The 24,072-nt window shown below is 36.2% G+C and carries 11 protein-coding genes and 1 pseudogene; 1 reads left to right on the top strand and 11 read right to left on the bottom strand.

Annotated features, from left to right (window positions below; translation table 11 throughout):
* Positions 1-1,306: 1,306 nt before the first annotated feature.
* Positions 1,307-1,744, bottom strand: a complete 438-nt coding sequence (locus NST58_RS04000; protein ID WP_339246353.1) for a hypothetical protein — start codon at positions 1,742-1,744, stop codon at positions 1,307-1,309.
* Between the two features lie 163 nt (positions 1,745-1,907).
* On the opposite strand from NST58_RS04000, the pseudogene NST58_RS03995 reads away from it, so the two are divergent.
* Positions 1,908-2,072: pseudogene (locus NST58_RS03995) on the top strand (IS5/IS1182 family transposase); the annotation flags it as partial.
* Positions 2,073-2,192: 120 nt separating this feature from the next.
* Here the strand turns inward: NST58_RS03995 and NST58_RS03990 are convergent.
* The 10 genes from NST58_RS03990 to brxC form a co-directional block, all read right to left on the bottom strand.
* Positions 2,193-2,582 (bottom strand): SMI1/KNR4 family protein, encoded by a 390-nt coding sequence (locus NST58_RS03990; protein WP_339246350.1) that lies wholly within the window; start codon positions 2,580-2,582, stop codon positions 2,193-2,195.
* Between the two features lie 16 nt (positions 2,583-2,598).
* Positions 2,599-3,306 carry an HNH/ENDO VII family nuclease gene (locus NST58_RS03985; protein WP_339246347.1) on the bottom strand — a complete coding sequence of 236 codons (708 nt, stop codon included), beginning with the start codon at positions 3,304-3,306 and terminating at the stop codon, positions 2,599-2,601.
* A gap of 2 nt (positions 3,307-3,308) precedes the next feature.
* A complete protein-coding gene (locus tag NST58_RS03980) occupies positions 3,309-6,446 on the bottom strand; it encodes a DUF87 domain-containing protein (RefSeq protein ID WP_339246344.1) in 3,138 nt (1,045 codons plus the stop codon).
* Positions 6,443-7,093 (bottom strand): hypothetical protein, encoded by a 651-nt coding sequence (locus NST58_RS03975; RefSeq protein WP_339246341.1) that lies wholly within the window; start codon positions 7,091-7,093, stop codon positions 6,443-6,445. Before NST58_RS03975 ends, NST58_RS03980 begins: the two co-directional genes overlap by 4 nt.
* Complete coding sequence (locus tag NST58_RS03970; protein ID WP_339246338.1) at positions 7,086-9,155, bottom strand: dynamin family protein; 2,070 nt, start codon at positions 9,153-9,155, stop codon at positions 7,086-7,088. The genes NST58_RS03975 and NST58_RS03970 overlap by 8 nt, the downstream gene beginning before the upstream one ends.
* Before the next feature lie 20 nt (positions 9,156-9,175).
* A complete protein-coding gene (locus NST58_RS03965; RefSeq protein ID WP_339246335.1) occupies positions 9,176-10,102 on the bottom strand; it encodes a WYL domain-containing transcriptional regulator in 927 nt (308 codons plus the stop codon).
* Between the two features lie 815 nt (positions 10,103-10,917).
* Entirely contained in the window at positions 10,918-14,118 is a 3,201-nt protein-coding gene (locus NST58_RS03960; protein WP_339246332.1) for a helicase-related protein, read from the bottom strand.
* A 171-nt stretch (positions 14,119-14,289) separates the two neighbouring features.
* Positions 14,290-16,794, bottom strand: a complete 2,505-nt coding sequence (gene pglZ, locus NST58_RS03955) for a BREX-1 system phosphatase PglZ type A (RefSeq protein ID WP_339246330.1) — start codon at positions 16,792-16,794, stop codon at positions 14,290-14,292.
* A gap of 177 nt (positions 16,795-16,971) precedes the next feature.
* Positions 16,972-20,427: a BREX-1 system adenine-specific DNA-methyltransferase PglX gene (gene pglX, locus NST58_RS03950; RefSeq protein WP_339246328.1), complete on the bottom strand. Its 3,456-nt coding sequence runs from the start codon at positions 20,425-20,427 to the stop codon at positions 16,972-16,974.
* Positions 20,428-20,478: 51 nt separating this feature from the next.
* The gene (brxC, locus tag NST58_RS03945) at positions 20,479-24,069 is read right to left on the bottom strand and encodes a BREX system P-loop protein BrxC (RefSeq protein ID WP_339246325.1); all 3,591 of its coding nucleotides are present in this window, start codon (positions 24,067-24,069) and stop codon (positions 20,479-20,481) included.
* Positions 24,070-24,072: the final 3 nt, after the last annotated feature.

The raw sequence follows: 24,072 nt of genomic DNA, 5'->3' as shown, positions 1-24,072 counted from the left end.
AATTAAGTCTTTGTTTTTCAGAGGCCCTGTTGTTTTGAAACCATTAGATTTTCCAATGCTGAAGCAAAGTTTATTAGCTTTGATAGAAGCATCAAGTAGGTTACTTCATATGTTTTATTTCTATTTTTCTTTTAGGTATGTCATTTTCTCTAATTAGTTCTATTATCCCAGATAATTCTCCTGCATGAAAAAAATTCTCAGTGATGCTGTAGAACCTTAACTCGAATCGCTTATTTCATGATTTTGACCTTGCATTCTACACACCTCCTTCTAAGCGGAAGTGTCCTCATGATATTTGAAGTATACATGAAAAAGGTACACCCCTCATTTTTCCGAAGGATGTACCTTTTCTTTGACAAAAGGACTTAAAGTTCGATATATTCAATCTAACCTACCGAATTCGTCAACAATCAGTCAACTCTATTATTTTTGTGTCTATGTTTCATCTTTCCATCCCATCTGTACTACTCCCCAAGCCCGCTCTACCACTGCAATCCCAGCTCTCTGTACCATTGTGCATTTCCTAAATAGTCGTCTCACGCCCCCTTCCACATGCACCGTTTCACAAAGCCTTGCCCTACTTGGCTTTAACGCCTCTAGCCCTCACTTTCCTGTTTCAATCTGAGCAAATAAAGTCGTCCTACAAATTGGAGTAAAATCGGGGGGGGGAAGCTTGAAAGGGACTGAGGAGTTTCAGATCTTCCCTTTCCCGTAAAACCTATCCCCTGACCTCCCCCCTGATTTACGAAAGAAGCCTAGGAAAACAGGAGTGGATACCTGAATTTCGCTTGGATTTTAACACGACTTTATAAGCTTTAACAAGACTATTTAGGCTTTAGGTCAACTTTTTGAGATGTTCACAGTACCCTTCCTCACCAACAAAGCTACCGATTCTACGTGCATCGTATGCGGGAATCAAGGTAAGTTGGTTTGTCTTTGTTGGAGTACTGTAAAGTATTGATTTATAAGGGGTTTCTTCATCTCTAGTTGGTTCTCTTTGGTTGCCTTATATTCAAAACTGATCGTTTTCGTCCCCAATCCGTCCCCACTATTATTTCAAGTCACTATAGCGGTAGATTGAATTCAATACGTTTTGAATGTTATTTAAAGTTCTGCTAACAATCTAGGTTCTTATTGATTATTTTGACCCATCGTATATTACCTTATCTTACCTCCTATTATTGCGTAGGTCTATATTGTGTCTATAAAATTAAACAGGAGTTTCGAGATATTAACGGATAATATTATTTGATTTTATAGCTTCTCAATCTGATTGCACTTCAATTGTATCCTAGGAAAAAACATACTATGCTATAACGTTACCATTCAAGGAACTCAACAGTTTATCTCTAACTGCATTTTTGGCTTTCTCGAGATTATCAGTATAGTATCGATCATAATTACAGCCCTTGCTCTCAAAGGAGCTATCTAAATGATCTCTAATTAGTTTTTTACCTATATCACTATATTTATCACCGTCTTGTTCACGCTTTTGATAAACTTGATCCCATAAAGAATCCTGATCTAAAATACGTTTCTTCAATTCAAACTCAAACTGCTTTTTAAGTTCATTCATCAAGTTATTTTTTACTCTACCAATTAGATCAATATTAAGATATTCTAAGAAAATTGCAATTTCTTTATCAGGCACTAAGTCTTTCATGTCTGATTCTAAAACTTGTTTTGATTTTGTTAAGATCAGCGTTATTTCTCTAGATAGATCTTCAATGATTTCTCTTCTCACTGTAATAGTATCTCCTACTATATCGCCACTTCTTGAAATTACAAAACCTAAGCTATAGGTGGGACGTTAGAAAGCTCGTTAAGATTATCCATTGGAACGATCACGGTTTTAGCCCCATTTTCAGATAACATCGTAACCTTGTCCGCAAAATTTATCACGCACTCTATGGCAAGCAGGTGCTCATGACATTATCGCCTATAATCGTAGACGATAAGCTGAATACGTAGGATTCAATGAACACTTTGCCCCAACCTGTGTGCGAGAACATGCCTATCGTTACGAGAGCTACGAAGCGAAATACAAAACACTAAAGTATGTCCGTCCAAAGGCGTTTGAAAGCTGTTCACTACAGCATGATAGCTTGTTCACTTGCTAACATCAGCGAAAACAATAAAGCACTAGGGTGCACCTTCAACTTGAGGATATCTTAGTGCTTTATTTCTATCTTCTATCGTGTCAAATATTGTGTAAGTGAGTCAGCAATTTTAACAGGTTCACTATTCACTATAGATTTGTAGATCGTTCCTTGACTATCCTGCCATATAACTATCCCATCAATCTCAGCATTTTCAACGACATATAGGTTATGTGGAATCTTGGTATTCAATTTCTTTTCTTGTGTTGTTACATCTACCACATGTCGTCGCTTAGATTTTGCTATACCAGTCAACTCTACTCCATCTGCAAGTATAGCTCCAAATTCGGCAAGATATGCTCTGTACTCCTCGGAGAAACGCAAGCATAATTGGATTTCCGCATCAGAAATCTCTACTTCTGAAGCTGGAGTAAGTGATAGAAGCTCAGGTAGCTCCTTAATCGTTGAAATAATATATGACATAACATCCTCCTAATATTTAGCTTGAGCTGACACGAGCCTTCCAATGTTGCGTCTTTTCACTTTTCCAGATACTTCCTGGACCGTGAACTTCAGTTTCTTTTGATTTGTCATGTAGTATTGTATCATTTCCTCCACCACGATGCTCACTCTTACTTAGCTCTGCTAAAGGTGAATCTGCCTTCTGACCAATATGATGAAGCTCGATAACTTCCCCACTCTCAGTCAATGGTGATAAACCACGCTTCATTCGTTCACTATTAGAAATTCCATCCTCATCTTCATAATCAGGGTTAATATCCTCTCGTATGAGACACTTTCTTCCGTTAACCTCTGCTTCCTGCAATCCTGCCTTTTTGTATATCTCGTATTCTTCCATTGAACCTATAGCGTCAATAATTTCATCCGACCAGCCGGTTTCTTCTTTAATCTTTTCCTTTTCTTCGGCAGTTAAATTTTTAATCTCTTGTTCAGCATGTTCTTGATTAGCTTCATGAAAAGGAATTTCGTTTGAAAGCATGTTGTTTTGTTCAAGTAATGACAGATAAGAAGTTTGCTCAATAAACTGAATATCAGGAGGCTCAATTAGTTTACCGTTAGCATCTTCACTGTTGAGCTCCGAAACATGGAGCTCATCCCAGTTCTCAACAGCATCATGCTCCTTTAATACATTCAGTCGTTCGGATTGTGACTGTAAGTTTTTTAATTCCTGCCCCGATAACATCATTATTACCCTCCAATTAGCGTCGTGATGCTTTGCTTCGTATGATCAGAAAGTTTTGCAAAATATGAATCTATCGTTGCAGATATATTAAGATCAGAAGATAGCCTTTTCTTTATTAGCTCAGATACTAGACGCTTAGCATGCATCTCAGGATTGCGACCATATAAAGCTGCAAGATGCTTCTTTAACTGCAGCACAATTTCTTGAGAAGGTGTAACAAGTAGAATCTCTATCATACGAATTGTATCATCATCAGGAAGAGACTTAACCGCATACGTTCCTCGAAATAAGAAGTTTTGTAGCATTTCTGAGATAATAACAGCACATATCTCACTAGAATCCTTACATTGAATTAAAGCAACATCCCTAACTCTTAAATACTTAGCTAGTTCAATCATCATCTGCTCAGACGCCTCAACTACCAGCTCTGCTTCTTCTACTAGTAAGGTATTAAGTAGCGTAAATGCTTTAAGCTTAATGTAATCACCTTCATACATTACACTCCGTGCGATACTAATATTGATCCTTTTTATTCTTTCTGCAATCCCCTGATTATATAGTGCTTCGTCACTTACATATATATCATCATCACTCTTTATTCTCATAGGTACTGGCAATGCCATTCCTTCCCTATGACATAACGCGTACCCCGTCTCAAGCGTCCCGAGCAATAGGGCTTCGTCAGGAGATATTCCAATCGTATTAGCGATAATTTGCTGATCGTCAGCAGCTACGATACGTTGAATAATTTTATTGGATGAATTTTTAATGACGTCAGGAGCTAGTTTACTAGGTATCTGTTCAGCAACAATTACTCCTTGACCATAAGATCTCATTTCAGCAATCATATTGGTAAAATGCTCTACTGCCTTTCCTTTTGGGTTACCCATCGTTTCACTTGTTCGCTCAGTTTCTACATTTTTTAGAAGCCTATGTGCTTCTTCAATAACGAGTAGATGTTGAAGCTCCAACTTACGATTACCTTGTGACTCCTTAGCCACCTGTCGATATTCATTAATATAAATTAATATCAAGCCAACACAGAAGGCTTTGTCCGAATCATCTGTAATTCCTTCTAGCTCAAATACAACATTATCCTGTAGTAGCATCTCAAAATCAGGGTGCTCATACGTATTAAACATATACCCCTTCGATCCACTACATAAATTTTCAAGGCGAATTTTCATTGCTGTCTTAATGTTCCCTGCAACTTCACCCTCGTAATCCATCTCTTCCTTAATGTAGCGCTCAACCTCCGCTTTAAGCTCCTGCATTGTAGGAAATAGCATACGATGTGCTTGCAATGCATACTTCTTTCTTATGTAATTCACATCAAAAAAATCAACGTTACTACGCTCGTTCACTAGCATTGGATGATAGCCCAATGTTAAATTCCAACCCTTATTTTTATACACATTATGAAGGCATTTTTCCAAAATATACGGCATAGGTCCATAAAACGAAAAAGACGCATTGAATAAATCCTTTAAGTAATCAATATGTACACCTGGACTCACCCCTGGCATAATATAGAATGGATTGATCCGTGGGCTATTAATTTCTGGCTTGCCTAATGTATAAACCGTCGGATTGAGCACCATATTACGATATTCTTTTTTTGCCGATTCTATCACTAGAAAAGGCTTTTTCGCTTCGTTTAATATCCGTTTAACCGTCGTTGTTTTTCCACTTCCAGTAATCCCACATACAAAGGTATGCTTATTAAGATCGCTTAAGCTCAACAAAAATGGCATATTTTTAACGATCCGTTTGCCCTCCACAACATTACCAACCATAATTGCAGCTTTATCATCCCTACTTTTAATAAGAGGAAATTGTTTAGCAATACGCAGTTCAAAGTCAGGAACGCTTTCTGTTGGAAACGTACAGAGCAGCCCGAGTTCCGCTGAATTAATATTCGAGCAAAATGGATTCTGTAGGTTGTCGTTCAAAAAATCAGGAATTAATAGTTGTTGATTATTCTCTAATTGTAATCTCGGTGAAAACGTAAGTACCGGAAGCTTGTTAGGATCTGGCTTCGATAACTCACCACACAGACACGCTTGAATGATATTTTTGGAAAACTCTGAATCAGCAGAATAGGTAATTACACTCTGCCATATTCCGTTATTTTGACCACCTTTAAGGCGCTCTATCGCATGATCCGCATAATTCATTAATTCTATCGCAAAGCCGTTCTGCACATCTATTGAAGTGGCTTCACTATCCATAATCGCTTTGGAAATAGCCTCGCTATGCCCTTGGCTATGATTATTTCCCCCAATAGCAGAGCCGATAGCCATACCTAAGCCCCCACCAAGTGCTGAACCAGCCATTGTTCCGATACCTGGAGTGACAAAGGTTCCTATAACACCACCTACCACCGTGCCTACACCAGCGGAAATCCCACTAGCTTTACTATTTTTAGAAACACTTTCATTCGTAGTAATCGTTTCTGATTCAGTTGAACTCATGCTTCGTGCTACATTTTTCTTACTTATAGCAAATGCACTATCTCTTACTTGAATTAATTCTTTAATCGTATGCATAACAGTCGGTGTTGACACTGGTTTAGCAAGGAACAACAATGTATAATCTGAACCATTTAGACTTCGCATAATCGAAGATAGACTAAAGGTTTGCTTTTGATCTTTGATAGAAACGGTTGGAAGCCCTGACAACATGCCATAGCTTCGTTCAATATCAGGTCTAGTACTAAAGCTTGGAGTATACGGTTCTAGCACAACACCTGTAAGCATTCCCTCAACTATATTTTTAAGAGGTTCTACATCCTCTTTCAAGTTAACACCAAGCACAAGGTTAGTCGTTCCCTCGTAGCTAATAATTCCGTAGGCGATCGCAACGTTAATAGAATGAAGTGCTGTAAATAGCTTTTCAATTTGAGTATTCAAGCTGGTAAACAATTGATCTGCATTTTCAATCGTACATTGACTAATACGAAAGAATGTCATACTGTCAAGCATCACATCTGCATTCCGTTCAAATAGTTGCTCGGATAATTGACTATTATTTATGAGATAACCAGGATAAACAAGCTCTAACAGCTTACTCGTTTGTTGTCCTAGCACAACATTATCCGTTTCAAACTCATTGGATCTGTGCGCGATTACGTTATGACTCATGCATTGCTCTCCACTGTACGAATTTGTTGGACTAATTCATTCACGCATGTAATGTAATACTTCTCAACCTTATCAAACCACTGTATAAACTCCTGTTTCATGTCGGCAAGATACTGAGTAACTGCTTTGTTAAAAGCAACTTTGTTAGCGTTCGGTGTGATCTTGTAATAGGATACACAAAATACAGCAATCGACGTAGCAACAACGAAGCCAATAGGTACAACTGCATTCGAAGGTGAAAGTGCCCCAATTAAAATAGCTCCTAACGCCGCCGTCCCTGCCGTAACAGTTAGCGAACTAGCTACAGAGTTAGTTTCGCTATACTTAATTTTGCTAGATGAACGATCGAAGATATATTTATCTGATATTTTTTTTGAGAGATTCGCTCTATAAAACTTATTTTGTCTTGCAGTATAGCTGAAAAACGACAATTCTAGTACTTGTTCGGATAGATATTCACTCATATCATTAAGCATTAAGGAACCGAACATCGTCATTTCTGTGGATACCGTTTCGACGATTCTTTCTACTGTTTTATTCTGATCAGTAGAGAAGCTAATAATCTTATCCGTTTTTTCTGTTAATTCTTGAAAGACCTTGTCAACTTCAGGCTTGAGCGTTGGAGCATACGAAGCAAGATTAATCATATCTCTTAATCCCACCATTCAATCGATTATTTTCATTCACAGCTGATGACAATGTTGTTCTTAATGTTTCCAGCTCCGTGATAACCTTCTGGATACGTTCTGCGTTCAGCTTCGCTTCTTTAATTGCTCTTAATTCTGTTTCCTTCTCCTTAAAGTTCTTTTCCAATTCAGATTTATAGCGTGCACCAATATTACTAGCGAATTTAAGTAAGTTTGGTATCAATTTATTAGCGATATTGCCTAAGCGATCCACAATACTACTAGAAATAATTTTGTAATGTAGATGTTGAGAATATTTCGAGTATGTCCTAGTCTTCTTAAATGTAACTCCTTCTTCAATCGTAACCGTCTCTTGTGATTCTTTCTCAGTCTCCGCTTTAATTTCATCAAAAACCTCTGGTGAAAAATCAGGCTCGAATGAAGTGTACGGAATATCACTCGCGTCACTTAGCTTAATTAAAAGCTCATTACATTTCTGTAAAATCTCATCTTGGAGATCCTTCTTTAACAATTTAAGCTCATCTATTTTTTGAAATGAATGGCGCTTTAGATCCTCGAATACCTCTTCCGAGCTATGGTCTATGTTTTCGATTTCGCTCTTAAATTCTCGAATCGCTACGTCAACTTTTTTTTTAATGATACCGTTATTACCTTGGTAGCCCTTTATAACTTCATTGACACCAATATGCATTTTCTTCTCAATATCACCAAGCTGATTGATTATACTCGCAATTTTTTTATTAAGCTCAATAGGATCCTCTGCTTTTTGATGCAGCATATTAATGTGTACTTGTAAGTCACCAATAACACGGTTGTATAGTTTATTCATAAGCACAAGTAATTCACTTAAAGCGAGATAATGCGCTTTTCTACCAAATGTCGATAGAACTTCATTCATGTATTTAAAGCGAGACTTTTCACGTAGCCCCTCTAAAAAGCCTTCCTTATCTCCCATATAATCAAACCATGTGCCTTTGACAAACTCATCTAGTGTTCCTGTTTTATTGAGCTCTCTTATTCTATCTGCAATATTTTCTTCATCAGCGAATTCATTCACGTAAAGCTCCGCTTTACTATCTACGATAAGAATATTGTGCTTCTGAAGCACACCAGAACCAAACTGCTTAAATGCTTCTACTTCAAGTCGCTTAAGATCGCTAGGAGGCACATTCGTAGCACGGGTTAGTACTAAAAACAACGCTTCACAATTACGATCCAAGCTGGAAGTTTTTAAGAATTCGTTGAACTGTGACGATTCCAGAGCCTGCCCTGAAATAGGCTTAAGAAAGATAATCGCGTTAGCTTTTTCAATATAGTCCGACGTTATCTCTGAAACTCCACCTCTGGCACATACCCCTGGACTATCAATAATCTCTATCCCCCTCAACTCTTCGCTTAATGGGTAATAGATTTCAATTTTAGTTACAATGTTTTGCCATGCATTTTTTCTACTCTCAATGTAACTACGAATTTTCTCATTGTAATTAGTAATATTATGAATATTAGCAGCCTGTACTTCTGGAGCTTTTAGCAAATCCTCGATCCATTCCTTTGGAACCATCGTTTTCTTATCCTCTTTAGGAAATTTGCGACCCGCTTTTACTAAAATCTCTTGATTAATGGTAGGCACTGGAATGTCTCGCCAATCATCATCAAGTGCAGCATTTTCCTTTAAAAATCCACGAATAGTCACTTCTTCTTTAAACTCTTTGATGGTTTCGTCTGCATAGGTTGCAATCAGCTTTAACTGCTCGCCATATTTTACTTCAATAATGGAACTGGTACATTGCTTAACATCCATCGGCAGCAATTCCACACCAAGATATGCGTTAATGAACGTAGATTTTCCGCTTTTTGCTTCACCAGCTATCATTAATCGAAAACGATCCTCACGAATGTTTTCAGCTTTATCTTTTGCTTCATTCCAGGACTTGCTCCATTTAGTAGTAAAGTCGGGAAGATCCGCTTCATTCAATACGGTAACTAAGTTATCAATACACTTCTGAAATTGTTCATAGGAAGCTAACACTTCATTTTTACGACTTGTATAATCTGTAATCATTACTATTACCCCTTTATCTTTTATTCAACGATTCTGACATACTCTCCTTGACTTCTCAGCCACATATCAATGCCAGTGCCGTATACCTCGACACTAATGATATATTTACCATCTGTCTCACTTAATACTTCAGCAGTAGGTAGCCGATCCAGTACTGCTTCTAGTGAGCTGCCACTAAATTCAAATTTCACCCTTCTAAGTTCGCCTGAATACATAAACTGCACCCGCTTGCGAAACTCACCTTCATTAAATTTATCTCGATAAGGAATTGTGAATCGTTCTCCTGATCTGTTAATACTTTCTAGTCGATCAATACGAAAAACCGTTGGATAATCCTTCATGTTTTCTGCCATATATGCGATTAAGTAAAAATAGTATTCTGAGAACATAATAGAAACCGGCTTTACTAGATGTGTTCTTGCTACACCATCCTTACGAACATAGCTGATATGCAGCAACTCGGTTCTTGCTATGTATTGGGACAAATCCCATAGAATTGAGATTAGTTCCTTATTATGACGAAGTGGAACATAATAAAATTGCTCATTACGAATCACTTCCTCCACCAGCTTACGATCATTAGAAGAAAGCTGCACAACTAGCTTAAATAGCAGCGTATCTACCTCACTTTTACAGAATGCACGACTTTCTAGCAATATCTTGCTGATAGCCATTACTTCCATATTGTTCAGCTTTGTATCAGTGGATTCATCCAGATGATAGACATTTTGTCCCTTGTCATATTTAATCGTTTTAAGCTCGTTATAATAGGAGTTATCAGCAAAATATGCACGCAAATCATCAATATCACGTTGAATTGTTTTTTTTGTTACATTGAATTCTACTGCAAGCTTTTCTTTACTAATCCATTCACCTTTATTCAATCGCTCGTGCATGCACAACAACCGAAATGCTTTATTTCCTTTGTAGTCTAGCTGACTTGGCATTGTAATCTCCTTTCACATGACTAGTTAAATTATATCAGATAAGATAGACATATATTGGGTATTATTAACTTCTCTCGAATAATTATCATTCATTAGACCTATTTTTCTATAACTTATTATCATATATAGATAGAATAACCTTCATAAAAAAGTAAAAGAGAGCTTAAAAGAGTTTAAGAAAATACTTGAATCAATTGTTCAGAATTAAAAAGCACCTAAAAAATAGAATTTTCTCTATTTTACAGGTGCTTACTGTCTGCAATAATCCGTCTTTAGGCATATATATTTTATCATTTTCAAGCCTATAAAGCTTTATCATTTGAATTTTATAAGTTCTTTATCTCTTTTATATTTAATTTAACGTTACTATTTAGGTGAATTAATTTCATAAATTCAAAGCCTTGCTATGACTAGCTTCTTAAGGCATAAAAAAAGCTAATACTTGTCAAGGAATTTGTATTGGTGATTCGTGCTATTTAGCCTCCTAAAGAAGTTGGACACTAAGAGTATATATCCATTACACTATTAGTAACAGGAGGATGGTAACGATGGTACGCAATAAACAAGTATTTTATAGTCTTCCGATTAATAATAAGCTTCATCTGTATCTCCTTGTAGTTATATTTTTCTGATAATTTTCATAAAGAATAAGCCGCCCGAAAACCAAATTCCTAGACTGCTTTTTACAAAACAATAAATATATTAACTGTTTACTTCCTCATATACTTCATTTCGGGGTATTACAATTCAAGCTAATGCGGTTTAGTTCCTTTTTCCAACCTTTGCTGATTCGGATAATATGCTGATTTATTTTATTACTTCGTATTTAATTTCTGCCATTCCTCTCCTCCCACTAATTGTTCTATTTTCATTTCTTTAACAATCTGTCCATCAACTAATATATATACATACACAGAACCATTTAATTCTTTATAATCCTCTACTATTATCTGCTCATCTAATGCTTTTAATGATGACGTTACTAAAATAAAGCGCGTATTACCATCTGCTTCTTCACTTGTGAAATCGATTAGTCCGTATGCTTTCTTTTCACGGATATTTAATCGACCATTATCATATTCATATTGCTTCACAACATCGATATAATCAGCTGGTATAATCCGTGCAACATTACTAATCGGTTGAACATGTAATTGTGCAACCAATTTAATCGATTGTAGTTGGATACTTCGTTCACGTTCGATATCCTCTAATCGTTCTTTACTGCGTTCTTCTAAATCTTCAATTTGCGTGTATGTCTGATTGATTAATGCGCTATTTTTATTGTTTAGGTTATCTTCTAAATAGTTTGTTAGACGTTCCTGTAATACGTGCATTTGTTCATCAAATGAGTGACGTAAATAGGTGATTTTACGATTTAGATAGTCATCCCGCTTCATTTGAACGGATTGCAGCACTTTTTTCGCTTGAATAATTGACTCTCTTTTAAACGACTGATCTTCGTTGGTTACACTATTTACATACGTTAATGGCTGTTGGAATAAGAAATAAGGATCAATTTGAATAAATCCCCCTGTTTCTCTTTTAGCAAGTAACATCAATTCCTGCTCTAATTCTCGACTATTCCCATCTACCACACTTATACGACTTATTTCAATAATTAACGGCTCGCTGACAGTTGCTTTTACATGACAAACAGGTAAGGCAACCTGTTGCAACTCCAGACTTGCTAGTTCCATCGCTAGCTTATTAATAGGATGATCATTAGGCAATAGCAATACATCTTCTGTCTGTTTAGAAGCACTCAATGAAAATCTTAACGATTCATCTGTTCGTAATGCATATCTCTTTCTCTTGATTAATTCACGAATGTTTTTAGGGAAACGATCTATTCGAACTGTTTTGTAATCATTTGAGAAATTCATTTTAATTCGAGTCGTTTCAAATTGCTTTACTGCAAACTCGCCGTATACACGCGGTGGCATACTATTAATTGAAATTTCTTGATAGGCCCTTCTCGCACCAGGTAAATCAAAACTAGAGTCATCTAGCCGCTCTTGTTTCGCAATTTCTAATAAGCGTTTATGTTCGTCAGATAACGTTTTTTCCATCGTTGCTACAAGCTCATCGAGATTTTCACGCCCACTAATTGCACGTTCCATTAAATTCGCCAAATCTATATTATTTTCTTCAAGTACTTCACCGATAAAGTCATATACTTGATCTTGTCCTAAGTCTTCACGCATTTGGTCCATTTTTGTTAATAAACGAATAAGAACGTCACCTTCTCGTGTATTGCTCGCAACTAGATTGAAAATAAACACTTCATTCTTTTGCCCAATTCGATGAATACGGCCCATACGCTGCTCTAAACGGTTTGGATTCCACGGAATGTCATAATTAATCATTTGATTACAGAACTGAAGGTTAATAGATTCCCCACCTGCATCTGTTGCTAGCATAATTTGCACATCATTACGGAACTTTTCTACCTGTTCGCGACGCTGGTCCATTGAGAAATTACCGACGATTTTTGTAATTTCAGATACGTGATTTAATAACTTTCGTTCAAGATAATACAACGTGTCCTTCGACTCTGTAAAAATTAAAATTTTCTCGCCTTTAGAAAGCAATCCATACTCACCAAATAGCGTATTTTCTAGTTCAGCATACTTAACCTCTACATCTTGATATACCAATCTTTCTGCCTTTTGAACTAAATCACTTAATACAGCGATTTCCAAACGAAGTTCCTCAATATCAATGACATCCGTTTCACCTTCGATTAGTGCTTCAATTTCCTCTTGTTCATCAATCGACAGTTCATCATATTCAAAAGGTTCAACCGTTTTAACTGTTGATATTTCCGACTGCAGTAGTTCTTCTAACTTTTCTTTTCGTCGTTTTAACGATAAATAAATCGCATCTATGGATGAACTTAAACGACGCTGTAAAATCATCATTGCAAACGCAACATTTGGTTTATTATTTTGCTTCGCCCTATTAAAATGCTCACGAGCATATGCTGTTACTTCTTCATAGAGCTGTTGTTCTTCAGAGCTTAAGTCAAATGCAATTGTTTTCGTTGTACGCTTCGGGAATAATGGAGTGCCATCAAAGTTTTTCATCGTTTCTTTTAAACGACGAATAACAAACGGATTACTCTTTTCATAAATAGATTCTCCTGTATTTAATCGTGAAAAAATATCATGATCGACTAAGCTCATCAAATGACGGAAGTTTTCTTTATCGCCCTTATGGGGTGTAGCAGTTAACAATAAGCAATGTTCGGTATGGCGAAGTAAACCTTCTCCTAGCTGATAAATTTTCGTTCGACTAATTTTCCGTTTCTTCACTCCATGCGTATAGGCAGCCATTTTATGAGCCTCATCGACAATGACTAAATCAAAATTAGCCTTCATTATGTACGCTTTAATCTCTTCTCTTGCAGCCCAATAAAGCGATGCGATTATTTTGTCATGTGTTTCAAAAGGATTCACTTCGCTCGAACTATTCAATAGGCTACGATTAACAATCGTAAACTCTTCCCCAAACTTATCCTTTAACTCCTCTTGCCATTGCTTTAACACTAATGGAGGTACTAAGATCAAAACTCGCTCTGCCGCTTGTCTAGCCATTAATTCTCGAATGAGCATCCCAGCCATAATCGTTTTCCCTGCCCCTGGATCATCGGCAAGTAAATAGCGAATTTGTGGAGACTGTAGCATTCGACTGTAAACAGCCTCAATTTGGTGCGGAAGCGGAATAACCTTTTTATTCCCACGTGCGCGGGACTGAGAGTACTTCTCTTCGACTTTTAAAATGTAATATTGAAGATAATGTTGCAGACGCTCGGCATTAAATGTATTTTCTTCTTCTTTGATGTTCTCTAGCTGACAAAGCTGTGCTTTATCTAGATACTGCTCATAATACTTATTCGTTTTACGTCCAATCGATTCTACTAGATATAGGTCTTCATCGATTTCTTCAAAGTGCTTAATTTCTACGATTTCTGGCCAGAATGAGCCTTTAATAATTTCTCCAACTTTGAGCATAAGTAAATTCCTCACATCCATTAAGTTCTTATAGCTAAAGTATAGAACAACGCAAATCATTTGTTAATGAATAGTTCTATTACAATGGATAACTTATGTCAATAACATGAGCGTATGTGTTCTTATCCAACTAAAAGAAGCCCTGAAGATTAAATTATCAGGGCTTCCTTACTAATACAACGCATTATACATATGAATCGTAAATTCCGCTTCACTATAAGGCGTTACTTTATTTCCTTCTACTGTCGCCATTTTTAGCGTACATTTTTGACCTGCTTTATAATATTGCTCGGTTAAATCAAATACTAATTTCGCAGTACGTTCATGGTTTAGTCCTTGCATAGTAAATGTATAATCAATTTCATTCGAAATACGTTCTCCTTCTAAATAAAACGCAAAACGAACAGTATGAGCCATAAATTCTGTTGAAATACTTTGCTCTTGGTACATCGGCACTTCAATACGGAAGTTTTTAATGACACGTGATGGCATCGCTACACTAATTTCTACTGGTGCCGCTTGTGACGTACGGCGATAATCAATTAACGGTGTAATGGACTCCTGTGGTGTTGCACCGCCATGTACAAATTGTAACCCACCGCCACCAACAAAACGGTTGATTCCTTTCGCAATAGCCTTCTCTGCACCTTGTAAAGTCGTAAAGGTTTCTGGTACAGCTATTGCCCCATCACCAATGACTAAGTTTTCACCAATGAAAAAGCGACGATTGCCATCAAATTTCTCACCGTCAACACTTGCTACTTTTTCCGCATTTTCAACTTTCGAATTTTGATATAAGAACCCATGATCTGCCGTAATGAAAATCCGCTTCGCCTGCCATCTAGAAAGCATGTCCACAAGTATCTCTAATTCATCTAACGCCCGTGCTACTGCTGCATATGTTTCTCGCTCTGATTTAACAGAATCACCCGTAGCATCAATTACGTCATGGTATATATATACTAAACGTTTACCCTTTAACTGCTCATCCGCTGCAGCACGTGACCAAGATGAAATTTCATCAAATCGAACAGCAATCGATTCTGGTTCAGATTTTTGTAATATCTTAATACGATTCGTTAAACCATTTGTCGGCTCACCATCTGCTAGTACTGTACCTTTTGTATCGATCGTTAATGTTTTATGTGGTAAAAGCGAAGCCATTCCGAGCTGTGTATAGGTTGGCATATTGGCAACAAGTGGACTAATTGCAGCGCTACCATTTGACCGTGCATCTAATCGTTCACGCAACTCGGCACCCGCTTCATAACGTAATGCATCTGAAATGATGACAAACACACGGGTTGACTCCTTTTTCATAATTGGCTCAACGTTTTCCCTATAGAAAGCAGCCTGTTTTGGAAGCTTATCTAGTTCAGCTTGTTCTAACGTATAGTTGGTTTCTTCCGCCACTTTTGATAGATACTTATTTTCATACCAGTTTGTTAACTTTTCAGCTAACTCATCTAATACTTCTTTATTTTCAAGTTGCTTATAACCTACTATAAAACGGCGATAGGCCTGATCTATTAAATATAAGCTACTTGCATACTGCACATATAACGGAATACGCGTATCATATTTCTTTAACAACGTTTTATACATTGTTAAATCGACCGCATGTACTAATATTGTTAACATACTATGAATACGTTTGTTACGATTTGCCCAATGCAAGTTTAAGCGATTTTGTAAAATATCTTTCCATTCTTCTAGATTAGCCGTATGATGCAGTAGCTCTGTCACTAGCTTTTCAATTAATAACACATCAATAACAGGAAACGTTGAAATATCTGCATAATGCTCAATTGGACGGTCATTTAACAATTTAACAATTGAAAACTTCTCTTCAATTTCTTTCATATACTGCTCTAACACTTCACGGTCTTTTGTTTGTAGCCAATCATCTATAAATAAAGCGCTGGCATTAGCGCGGGTCATTTCATACTTTTTCTGCAACGTAGCATCCTCAAACTGAGCATAACGTTGGAAATGGGCATACAAAATATGCTCCATTAAATGTTGCAACGTATATTCCTCAACATGAACACCAAAATATTGTCCTAATAATACAAAGAGTTGCTCTTTACTAAAACGCTTCGCAATCGATTTATAAAGCTCATTTATGTACTCTTGTAAGCCAGCCAATAATAGATTTTGCGCAATTTTATCCATATCCGCAATTTGCGCCCCAGTCAATACAGCTAATATTGCATATTCAAATTCACGCTCACTCGCATGTGGCTTCAACACTTTTTTTAGCTTATCTTTACGTTCTGCACTTTTGAAAAACTCGGGATACTTATGTATCATGTCACGCAGCAGTGCATCACTCACTTGTAGCTGCTCTGCAAATAAAGCCGTCGTATCTGCTTTAAATTCTGTACCGTACAGCTCCATATCAAGCAAATAATTTTTTTCCTTTTCAGGTTTTGCAAAATTCGCATATAGTAAAAATGAATCGTCCTTTTTCTCTGTTTCAATTTCAATTTTTAACGAGAAGAAATTATTACGTGTCAAGGCTCGCACATGAATCGGCTGATCTGCTAGTTCTTCTTTTAACGATTCCACCGTATACTCCCCCTGCTCGTCATACCAAAACACAACCGTACGAGGCTTGCTCTTTTTATGTAACTCATCTTCTATGCGTTCTTTTAATAATTGTAATACGTTCAATGTGAAGCTCCTTTCGAAAATTATTTATAACGCATCATTTTTATAATAAGAGTTTATAAACAATTTGAACATCATCTATCCTCACTACATTATCAAAGAGTAAAGTGTTTCCATTTATATAATAAAACATTCGTCACACTATAAAAATAGTATAACGAATGTTTTACTCAGTAACTATTAAATCTTCGCTAAAACGCCTTTACCACCACGATAAAACTTCTCGTAGTTCACCTTCACACCGTCATCTAAATCAATTTTAATTTCCTCTGCTGCAATGGCGGCTAAACGTTTATCAAACTCACGAAGCTCGTCGATTTTCTTTTCAAACGACACTTTCTCAGCATTTAGCTTTTTCTTATCTGTCGCACTTAAGTTAGGATTTACTAAACGATTTTCTAAGTCAGCAATTTCTTGTTGATACTTCGCTTGTATTTCTTGTAAATGCTCGAAACGGATTGTTGCCATTGTGTCAGGTTGATAATGATGCATATATATCAAAGTTCGTAGGCCTTTTTGTTTACCAGAGTCTACTAACCAGTATATTGGGCGTTTTTGGTACATTTTACAATGATCTGTAAAGAATTCATCTAAGAAATAACGGCGGATACGAGACTCTGCATCTTCTCCATCCTTCATTTCTAAAACTTCTGCTAACCATTGCATATTCTCATCTATTGTATCTTTAGAACAAACTATGCTAAGAAAATCTCGCAATTTAAATATAATATCATTATCAAAATACTTTTTCTCTGAAAAATTAATTACGTTTTGTCCTTCATTTTGAAGACCGCTTTTAAATCTCCCAAATAAACAACCAATAAAGTATGAGATGAATTTAATTACAATCTTTTTTTGATTGTCACTATTTAAAGTTACTTCTGTTTCTGATATTTCAGAAGTAAGTTCTTTTTCTAATCCATAGGAATTAATAAATTTTTCATTAATTAAACTTTCAATTTCAATTACCTTTTTTATTGAATCCTTTTGATCTTTTAAAAACATTTCTACCCTTAATTTTAATTTATCAGAATCATAATTTATTAATGGGTGCTTTTTAAATTCCCAAGATATCTCATTACTATTCCAATCTTTTTTATGAATCTCAATAATCTCTTCCACTAAATCTACTATTTCCTTCTCCTGCTTTATTATAAGCGGAATTTTAGCAACAGACCCCACTTGTAAAGCCATTGTGGGATTTAGAATTGGGATAAACAACTTACTAAGCTTTGAATTTAGTAAACCTAAAATATACTTTACATTTATCTCATTATTTTTATATGTGAAGAGCGAAGCCCCCGTTGTATCGAAAATAAACCCTTTTTCCATATACCTAAATGCCATAGTATTAAGGCTAGTAACTCTAGTCCAAGTAACTCCTTCTTCAAAAATATAATCTAAATTATAATTATGCGATTTAATTTTTTTCCCATTGCCCTTATAATTCCTAATTTCAAATCCTTCATTTTCCCAATCAACAACATATTCTAAATTACCATACCACTTCCTATATGTTCCACCTTTCATCAATGGATAATATTTATTAGGAGAACTGTGCATGGAGGTTCTTGAAAAATCTACTTCATACCAAAGTCTCAAAAATTTTTCATTATTCCCTGTTGTAAGGCCTTCTCTAGTTTCCCCGTGACTTGTTAGTAATTGATGCTTTTTAAATAATTCCCTAACTGTATCAGATGCCCAAAACGCTATTGGCCATCCTATTATTTCCTTTAAGACTAATTGGTCTAATTCGAATTTTTTAACATTATTTTTATCTTTTATAATTCTTAATGCAGCTGCTTGTTTATCAGAATGATTTTTATAATCTACTAGTTTTATATATATACCAAGAAGATTTCTAATATTATAGTTCCTTAATACGAACATTGTTGATTGAACCTTCTCACCACCAATTTCTTCAAATGCTCGAGTTCCTAAATGTATCATTGTATCAATGGTTTTATTTTCAATAATATATTTTCTTAGATCCTTATATGAAATGGTAAACATCCAACTTTGTTGGTTAATAGCTGCAAACAGACCTTTCTTCTTCAAGTACGAATTTTGAAGCATAAATGCTGCATATAAATCAGATTTACCTATTTCATAATTTTTCTTTATAAATTTAGATAATTCTTCTCCCATACTAACAAAACCCAAATAAGGCGGATTCATCACCACAACATCATACTCGTTCCGCATAATCTTTGTCTGATGAATCAATACCGGCATTACTTGTTTCGCAATCTCATGCTGTTCCACATAGAATAAATCTTCTACAGGGTTATTTTCAATTTGCTCAAGTCGCTCTTCAATAAATGTAATCTCACGTTCTGTAATATTAATTAACGATCCGTATGTTTTTGCATTATGATATTGATCAAAGAATGCTTTCACACTGTTATATTGCTCACCAACTTCTTGTTGGGCAATATAGGAAATTAGTTCATCTGTAATATGATTCGTTTCTTGTATCGACGCTAAATTTAATTGAATACCTTTACGTTCTAAACTCCGTAAGAACCGTTTAGAACGTGAAGCTGCCTTCATTACTATCGCAAATGCTGATAATAGGTAGGCACGATCATCAATATCTAAGCCGTATAAGTTGTTTTCTAAAATTAGGCGTGGAATATCACGCTCTGGGTATCCGCACTTCTCGTAAATTTCATAGAATACTTCAAAAGCGTATACCAAAATATGTCCACTTCCCATTGCAGGATCCAGTAGCTTAATGTCTTCTACTTTTAATTCTTTGTTCACATATGGAGCAATCTTTTCGCGGAAGTCTTCTTCTTCATGTTTGATGAAGTATTCCCAGTTATCGATTAAATCTTCGTCTTCTCGATGTGCTTCTGTCCAATAACGGCCAAGTGAGTTTTGTACCATGTATTGTACAATCCATTTTGGTGTGAACAGTTGTGTCGCAAATGGAATTTCTTCTTTTTTATACTTGGATTTTTGCGCAAAGACACGGTCTTTTTCCTCTGCGATATAGTATTGATACAACCAACCAATCACTTCAATTTCCGCAAAACTCTCTGTCAGTTCTTCACTGTGAACAAGCGTTTTAATGACAGACTCTGCATCTAGTAAGAAGTCCGGTAATAGTAACTCTGTATAGTCTTGAATTTTTTCAAACATAAACGGCAGGATTGGATTTAACGCATTACATTGCGCTACAAATAAAAGACGGTACGCCGCTTCTGTATTACCAGTGTTAATCAGCTCACGTACTTCCTCATGATTAATCCCTAAATCCATCGTATCGTATTCAAATAAAATATCCGGATCTACTCGTCCGACACTACTTGATAACACATTCACTCGTTCAGGTAAGTATTCATGTACTTCCATATAGCGAATGGCGATGATTCGGTTAAACCATGTGTAAGCTGCTTCTTCCAGCAATTGCTTATAACCTTTTTGTTCTAATTGCTTTTGTAATGCTTTAAAAGCGCCTTTCATTGATAACGGGTACTTTTCGCCATTAATTAATAGCTGTCCAAACTGTTCTTCTATATGCAAACCATTCTTTTCATCAATTCCATATAAGAGTGCTTTTGTTTGAACTTGCTCAATTAATTTACGACGTGACCAAGTTGCGAAGTTTTTTAATGCAGTTTTATTCATAATTTGCTCACCTCTTGTAAGTAAAAGAAAGGGGGATCTCCCCCTTCCCTTTTATAGTTCAAATTTTAATGTATTGTCTTTTAACTCTTTTAAAAGTTGTTGTTTTAACCCTGCTAATAGATCATCTAATTCGGACTGTGTTTGGATTTCCGTTTTCACTAACATCCCTCGTAGTGTCTGCGATGAAATAACCTTTGTCCCTTTTTCTCGAATAACTGGCGGTGATGTAGGATCAGTTGGTGTTTCCCCTACAGGCTTTTTCGCTAGAAGAAGTAATTCGTCTTCTTTTTGTTTTGCGGCTTGCTGAATTTGTGTTGTCACATCACGTAGCTCGTTTAATTTCATTTGAATCATCATTAAACTATCAGCTTCTAACAGTTGCTTCAGTACATTCGTAAATCGGGGCATTCTTTCAGAAATTATGCTACTTACTACCTCGTTATTTGAATAAAATTCTTGAAGTTCATTTAATTTTTGCTCTAACTGTGTAATTTGTGTACGAACCGCTTGTTTATGATCAATCACTTCCTGTGCAATTGCCTGCTGTAACTTTTCAATAGTTGAAGGAATTAACGGAATATCACGATACGGCTGTGCCTTTATTAAAATATCTGTTAGTTGTTTTTTTAATAATTTCACTTCGTCCGACTGTGTATGAGTTAGATCATTATAAATCGTATTTAGGTATTGTACTGCTTCATCAAATCGTTTAATTGGTGCATTTAAGTAAAAGCCTGATAAATCTTCAAGCTGTTCTTGCGCATCAATCAGATCATCCTCTGCTTCTATAAAAGCTTTCACTAACTGTTCTGGATCACGAATTTGCATTAAGCGTTTTATATCATTTGAAATGGCGACTACTTTTGTATATTCAGGATACGGATATTGCGCTGAATTCCCTCGTTGATAACAATCCGTAATGTTTTGAAGTGGTTCGCTAAAATGTTTATCCATTGCCGCAGTTAAAGCGTCTGCAAACTCTTGATAAGAATCCCCACCATCTAATCGACCGAATAAATCTTTATATAATGCGATGAATTCTCTCCGTACTTTCGGATCAACTTCAATTTCAGGTACGATACGAATTTTATCGCGATCTGTTGTGCGATTTAACTTTGTATAGAAATCCGTTGCGATAGTTGGACTAAACAGTTCATCTGTAATCGTAAATTTCAATTTATTCGCATGCAGTAACGCTAACAAAATACCGATTGTATCAATTTCTGTCCAACCGTATGGCACTTGGCTATATTTATCTAGTACCTCTTTTAATGAAGGCTTTTGATGGAAACGGATCAGTTCTTCTAAATAACGAAGCACTGCATTGTAAGCTCGAATATTTCCTGTTGTATTTAGCAGGTCCTGTTGAATTCCTTGCTCATATATACGTTTCCATTCTGCTGTCACATTCTTCATCAAGATTGGCTCATCGATATATTCTAAATACTTATATGTGTTTTGTACAAGCATTTCAAATGCATCATTTACTTGCTTTTCAAAGCTACCACGGAATGTACGTTCTTGCATTTGAATATAGAAAGTTGCTGATTCACATGCTTTTGCCAATAGCTCTTTTGCTTTTTGATCATAATCATCGACACTCGCTAATTTCGCATCATAAATACGGTGCTGAGCTTGTGTTGTACTTGGGTTACGCTTTGCAGATACATAACGACGAATTTGCTCCGATAAGCGAATTGCTTCTTCTGCCTCTGCCACTAGTTCTTCGTTTAAATAAACAACCATTTGTCCTTCAACCGATTGCAAAGCCGATTCTGCTGGTGTCATAGAGCCTGCAATAACTTGCATCGTTAACGGATATTTCATGTTTGACTTTGAATAGTTGTCAAAGCGTTTATTGTATTCAAAGATAAAGCCTTTGCTATTTGTAAATTTCGCCTTATTGTACATTTCAGTGAAAAATGTCTCTGCTAAGTTTGCCTTAATCGTACTCACATTCACATCTACATTACGAATTTCACTATTAATTTCTTGTTCCTCATCTGAAAGGAAAGAATACGTACCGTCTGCGTGTTTTTCAATAAACATCGTTTGTTCTAGACGATTTAACGATTCTTTAATTGCCATTTCATTTTGCTCGGCATCAATCCGTGTTAATAGGAGCGCCGCGATATTACTTGATATTGCCTGAATATGATCGATTCCTTTAATTAAGTAAAGGACTTTTAAAATATCCACATCCGCTGCGTACAGACCTTCGTTATTAGCTGCTCGGTTTTCCGCTTTCGTAATTGTTTGTACAATTGATGACTCTAGATGCTGACGAATCGTCGGATAAAATTCAGCCATCGTTACTATCGTGCCAAGCTCATCTTCGTTATGCTTAATCGCTGCATCTTGGAATGATTTTAACAGTGAACGTTCACCTCTTGATGCGTAAGAACTTCCTTCACCATGAATACCGATTTTTTCAAGTACAGCTTGTAATAGTTCTACTTGATATGGAACGAACGGATAAATGGCAACAAATTCATCTGTTGATCGGTACGCTGAACGATATTGTGTTTTTTCTTTATCAAAAGATAAGCGGTTGCGAATTAACTGCTCATTTGGCTCATACATGGCCTCTAATGTTTTGGCTGCCGTTTCTGACTTTTCAAGTAAACGACGCTTTAATACTTCATCTGTATTGGAACTGGATAGATTAATACGTGTTTTGAAGCGGCCTTGGATTTTCGAGAAGCTTGTTGTATCAACAACGTTTGCTACGGATTTAATGTTTTCTTGTGAAGTAATAGCAATCCAAGCTTGTCCATTTGTAGCAGCACCGATTTCTTCCACTGCATTTTGTAAGTCGAGCATTAAATTGTTGTCCATACCGATGTATTGACCTACTTCATCAATAAGGAATACTAAACGGTAATCTGCACCCTTTGACTGGCAATATTCAGCGATTAATTTCCCTAATTCTTTCGCTGAAATGCTAAATTCTTTTTGTGCATTGCGTACCATAAAATCTGCAGATGCTTCGTCATAGCCAATTGCCGTTAACGCCGCAATCATTTTCCCAAAACGCATACGGAATTTTAAACGATAGTTTTGCCACGTTTCGCCGTATAGTTCTTCAATTTTATTTGTGAAAGCAAGGTACTTCCCTTCGCGCTCTAATTGGCGTTCAAAATCCGCCACCCAAAGCGTCGTTGAATATCCAACATGCTCGTTAAAAATACGTAAAATGATTTCAATGATACTCTCTTTACTGCCGCGTGTCGCATTTGTACTTGCTTCAGAGCCAACATTGAATAGTAATGCATCAGATGATTTACCGCCAATTCGCCGCATCGCTGCTATTAACTCGTCGTCTTTAATTTTGTCTTCTAAATACTCGAATGGCGCACGACCTTTAATTTGTTTGTTATCTAGTAAGTAAGAAAGGATTTTTAAAAAATGAGATTTACCTGAACCAAAGAATCCAGATATCCAAACACCCACGTCTTTTGTAGGCACTCTATAAACGTCTTCATAGTTTTTATAAAATTCTTTTAAGCTATTTAAAATCTCATCTGTGACAACGTATTCCCTTAACTCCGTGTGAATCGTTTCTACGTCTGTTTGTCCGGCCTGTACAACACCGTTAATAGGCCGATTAATATCTTCTTTAAAGATATCTTTAATGATCATGTA

This window comes from Paenibacillus sp. FSL R10-2796, assembly GCF_037965315.1.
GTDB classification, from domain to species: domain Bacteria; phylum Bacillota; class Bacilli; order Paenibacillales; family Paenibacillaceae; genus Paenibacillus_AQ; species Paenibacillus_AQ odorifer.
Note: the sequence above shows the minus strand (reverse complement) of the source record. Positions and strands in the feature narration are given on the sequence as shown.